The 4,344-nt window shown below is 33.0% G+C and carries 5 protein-coding genes; 3 read left to right on the top strand and 2 right to left on the bottom strand.

Going from position 1 to position 4,344, the window contains the following annotated elements:
• The first annotated feature begins 593 nt into the window (after positions 1–593).
• A complete protein-coding gene (locus F968_RS19380) occupies positions 594–1,508 on the top strand; it encodes a YiiX/YebB-like N1pC/P60 family cysteine hydrolase (RefSeq protein WP_228128939.1) in 915 nt (304 codons plus the stop codon).
• 96 nt (positions 1,509–1,604) lie between these two features.
• On the opposite strand, the gene F968_RS19385 is transcribed toward F968_RS19380, so the two are convergent.
• Positions 1,605–1,886 (bottom strand): addiction module antidote protein, encoded by a 282-nt coding sequence (locus F968_RS19385; protein WP_000985610.1) that lies wholly within the window; start codon positions 1,884–1,886, stop codon positions 1,605–1,607.
• The gene (locus F968_RS19390) at positions 1,887–2,189 is read right to left on the bottom strand and encodes a type II toxin-antitoxin system RelE/ParE family toxin (protein WP_000286963.1); all 303 of its coding nucleotides are present in this window, start codon (positions 2,187–2,189) and stop codon (positions 1,887–1,889) included. It lies immediately after the preceding gene.
• 375 nt (positions 2,190–2,564) lie between these two features.
• Here F968_RS19390 and F968_RS19395 point away from each other — a divergent pair, with 375 nt between their 5' ends.
• The gene (locus tag F968_RS19395; RefSeq protein WP_004796770.1) at positions 2,565–3,386 is read left to right on the top strand and encodes a GIY-YIG nuclease family protein; all 822 of its coding nucleotides are present in this window, start codon (positions 2,565–2,567) and stop codon (positions 3,384–3,386) included.
• 196 nt (positions 3,387–3,582) lie between these two features.
• Positions 3,583–4,194 carry a recombinase family protein gene (locus tag F968_RS19400; protein ID WP_000571899.1) on the top strand — a complete coding sequence of 204 codons (612 nt, stop codon included), beginning with the start codon at positions 3,583–3,585 and terminating at the stop codon, positions 4,192–4,194.
• Positions 4,195–4,344: the final 150 nt, after the last annotated feature.

The raw sequence follows: 4,344 nt of genomic DNA on the forward strand, positions 1-4,344 counted from the left end.
AAAAAAAAAACCAATTAATTGATAATTAGTTTTTTTTGTCAAACATTATTTTAATAGACAATAAAAAAGCCCGACATCCTGTCGGGCTTTTTCATATCGGGGTGCTCGTCTTACTGATCTCGTGCTGCCCATTCCTTGCGCTATTTTCTTATTCTTATTTTCTGGAAACATCCAGTTCCCTTATGTATTCATAATAGGGCTAATGCCTTTGATTACCAATCCGCAAAAACCTTAAATCTGTGTAAGTTTTAGCTTACAAAGTTGGCCTGTTTTATCCCAAGAGTTGTCCGCAGAAATTGGGGATTATTTCTGAACTGTGACCCTTGAGAAATCAGGAAAAAATGTAAAAATGAATGTTTTTTGATCAATTTTATTGGCTAAAAGTTACAGTTTTGCTTAAAAAGAAACCGACTTGTTTCCAAGGCGGTTTTTTGTTGTTTTTCAGGTTGGTCAAAATTTTTTAACCATATGAAAAACAAGGATATTTTAAAAAGCATTTCGTATAAGCTCTATTATGTTAAATGGACTTCAAATCAGTAGATATTTACCGTAATAGCAGTATATTGGAGCAAATTCTTAAAAAGGAAATTTTTGTGGAAAGTAAAGTTCAGCAGCAGTATTTAGCAATTCATAGCCAACTAAATATAGGAGATATAATTTTAGTCACAGGCTCAAAAAAACCATCGAAATGGCTGGTTAACGCTCAAAAACTTTATTATAAAAAAGCCCAAAGTAGCCATGTGATGATACATATAGGGGATGGAGTTATTATTCACGCTACGACAGTAAAAGGAGTTCACTTCTCGCCTTTATTAGAAGAGCTAAATGATTGTGAAACAACATGGAGAGTCTTACGAAATAAGAGTTTAGCTGATATAGATGAAAATAATTTATTGAGATCTTCTTTGAAGTTTTTTAATCAAAAATATAATATAAAATTTCTAGAAGTACCTGAAGAAGGTGCTGATATAAATAATACGGAAAGTTCTTTTTGTTCTGAGCTTGCAAGTAAGTTTTTTGAAAGTTTAGATATTAGGATTGCTGATCATTTAGAAAGAAAAGTCTTTCCTTGTGATTTTGACCAATTTTTTGATTCAATTTCCAGTAATTCAGATTGGATAGATGTAACTGAAATATATAAAGAAATTATTACGTTACCATGTCAAGATGAATATTTAATCTCTTGTAAAGCAGCTATTGCCCATATGTCTTTAATGCTAATGAAAAGACAATATCTAGCTCCTTGGCGTGAGTTTAGCTATAGCTTTATTGCCGATTTTGCAAAACAAACCGGCAATCAACAGTTGAGTAAGTTAAGTGATGAAATGCGAGATAAGTTAAAGAATAGAGAGTTAGATATGTGGTTTGATAAAGATAAAAATTTTGGTCAACAAGAGCCTCCTTCAGAAAAAGAATTGTCCGATAGTCTTAGTAAATTTATGGGATTGTATGATGTTGCTGGAGAGAGTCTGAATGAAATTTTTGATTTAGCAAAAAAGAAGAAATAATTTTAAAGAATTATTTATATTTCCTAAAATTAACATAATACACCTTATATGAAATTTAAAAATGGAGCTTAAAGCTCCATTTTTAAATAACTTTTTTTAAATTGCTAAGCGTAAATTCAGTGCTTTTACAACTTTAATCACAGTATCAAAACTAGGGTTAACATCACCAGAAAGTGCTTTGTAAAGACTTTCTCGGCCTAGACCTGTATCTCGTGATAATTGAGCCATTCCTTTAGCTTTAGCAATGTTACCTAAAGCTTTAGCAATGAATGCAGCATCACCATTAGATTCATCGATACAGGCTTGTAGGTAAGCTTGCATATCTTCTTCTGTTTTAAGATGCTCAGCACTATCCCATTTACGAAGTTTGATAGCCATTTACAGCTCCTCCTCTAAATCTTGTGCTAATTGTAGGGCAAGTTTTATATCTTTACTTTGCGTAGACTTATCTCCGCCTGCTAAGAGAATAACGACCCTTTGCCCTTGCTTGCAGTAATAAATCCTATAGCCAGGTCCAAAGAAGAAACGTAACTCAGAAACACCTTCACCGACTGGTTCAGTATCTCCAAAGTTCCCATCTTCAACCCGATCAATTCGGACTTGTATGCGTCTTTTTGCCTGTTGATCTTTTAACTTGGTAAACCAATCATCAAAGGCTTCTGTGGTATATATTGAGTACATAAGCAAAATGTATCCTATAGGATACGTTTTTGCAAGACATAAACTTGGTTCTTTAGGCCTGAGGCACTGAATTTCATATAACAGCCATTATGTTAAATGGGAGGGTATTAAGTAATATAAAATAATTTCTAACTTTAAGTTACGAGTATTAGATATATCTGAATTTTGTATAACAGCCATTATGTTAAATGGGAGGGTATTAAGTAATATAAAATAATTTCTAACTTTAAGTTACGAGTATTAGATATATCTGAATTTTGTATAACAGCCATTATGTTAAATCGAGGAGATTACATCTATTTTATAAGTTCTTATAGCTGTAAAAAATTCTTCTGTTTAAACTACATTTTTTATGAAACATAAGAAATTATTTATATGCTAGATCAGGAAATTGGACTGACTTTTAAAGGCTTAATGTCACTTATAAAGAATAATCCGCTGAATGAAACTTCTAAAATTAAATATGTACGTCACAAGAGCAATGGAGAATTTTCAGAACTTTTTGATAATGTATTCTTGAATATTGCTGAGCTAGAGGAATACCAGAGAATACAAAGTAAAAGTGTATTTAAAAATATTGATTACATAATATCTTTTTTGGGTACAGAAGGACAAAAATCTTTATTTTGGGGAGTATTCAAGGTCGTAAATGAAAAATATAGTGAAAATAATCTTTATGAATATGAACTAGAAGAGATGCCACAATTTAGTGAGCTTAAGTTCAGAGTGGTAGTTGACTGGGGGAGAGCTACTCTATCTTGGCATCAGCACTATACCTCTGATAAACAAGTTATTGAAATATTGCCTAAAGGCTCCCTAGATAAATTTCCTGGCTATGAAAACGTTCATCTATCGTGGAAAGAACTTACCAGAGTAATTAGAACAGACTCTTGGAAGACTGCATTACAGAATCAAAAGGCAGTTTATTTAATTACAGATATTTCTAATGGGAAAAAGTATGTTGGTTCAGCTTATGCTGAAAATATGCTTCTTAATAGATGGCAAAACTATGCACAAAGTCGTCATGGGGGAAATGTTCAATTACAGCAATTGCCGTTAGAGCATATTGAAAATAACTTTTATTATTCAATTCTTGATATTTTTAAAGCTAAAACAGACGATAAAGTTATATTGAGTCGAGAGAGTTGGTGGAAAAATACGTTATTAACAAGAAGATTTGGCTATAACTCCAATTAACTATTTATTTAATATTTCTAAAATTAACATAATACACCTTATACGAATTCCCAAGGCATGGCTTTTAGTCATGCTTTTTTTATCAAAAGACTATAGCTGAATGATAACGAGCCAAATCGCATATAATACCTATCATTAAACTTAGTAAAATAATTAAATGATAGTATTATCATTAACCTAATCGAATTAAGACTAAATGATAGAAATGAATACACGTATTTATCTACGAGCTTCAACTAAAGATCAAGATGCAAAAAGGGCTTTGCAGATTCTTCAGGATCTAAACCAAAACTTGAATTTGGGCGAAACCATTGTGTACGTGGAAAACTATAGTGGTACGAAGTTAGACCGACCTGAATTGAATAAGCTACTGTCAGAAGCAAATCAGGGTGACACCTTGTTAGTTGAAAGTATTGACCGCTTATCACGCCTAACCCAACGAGATTTTCAAGAGCTGAAGCGCAGGATCCAGGAAAAGGGACTTCGTTTAGTCGTAGCAGATCTTCCTACTACCTACCAAATGATTCAAGCCAGTGACAGCATTACTCATTCAATTCTGGAACTCATCAATAATATGTTGATTGATCTCCTGGCAACAATGGCTCGCCTGGACAATGAGAAACGTATAGAACGTATTAAGCAGGGCCTAGCGCGTTCAGGTTACAAGCCAACAGGTAAGAAGGCTAATGAGGCTAAACATAAACGAATAAAAGAACTGCTGGTGGCTGGCAATATGACTAAGGAAGAAATTGCAAAAGCAGTGAATTGTGGAGTTGCAACTGTCTATCGAGTTGCTAAGGTTATCTAAAAGGGGCTTATCTCAACGCGTCCCAATGAGGCATCGCTGTATTCAGGTTACTTTACATAAGAGTTTTTATGTTAAATAGGACTAAAAATATACTCTAATTTTAGAGTTTTCTTTTAGGTATGATGTAAAAACATACAAGCCTAAGAGTTT

It is taken from the genome of Acinetobacter sp. NIPH 817, assembly GCF_000368405.1.
Lineage (GTDB): Bacteria > Pseudomonadota > Gammaproteobacteria > Pseudomonadales > Moraxellaceae > Acinetobacter.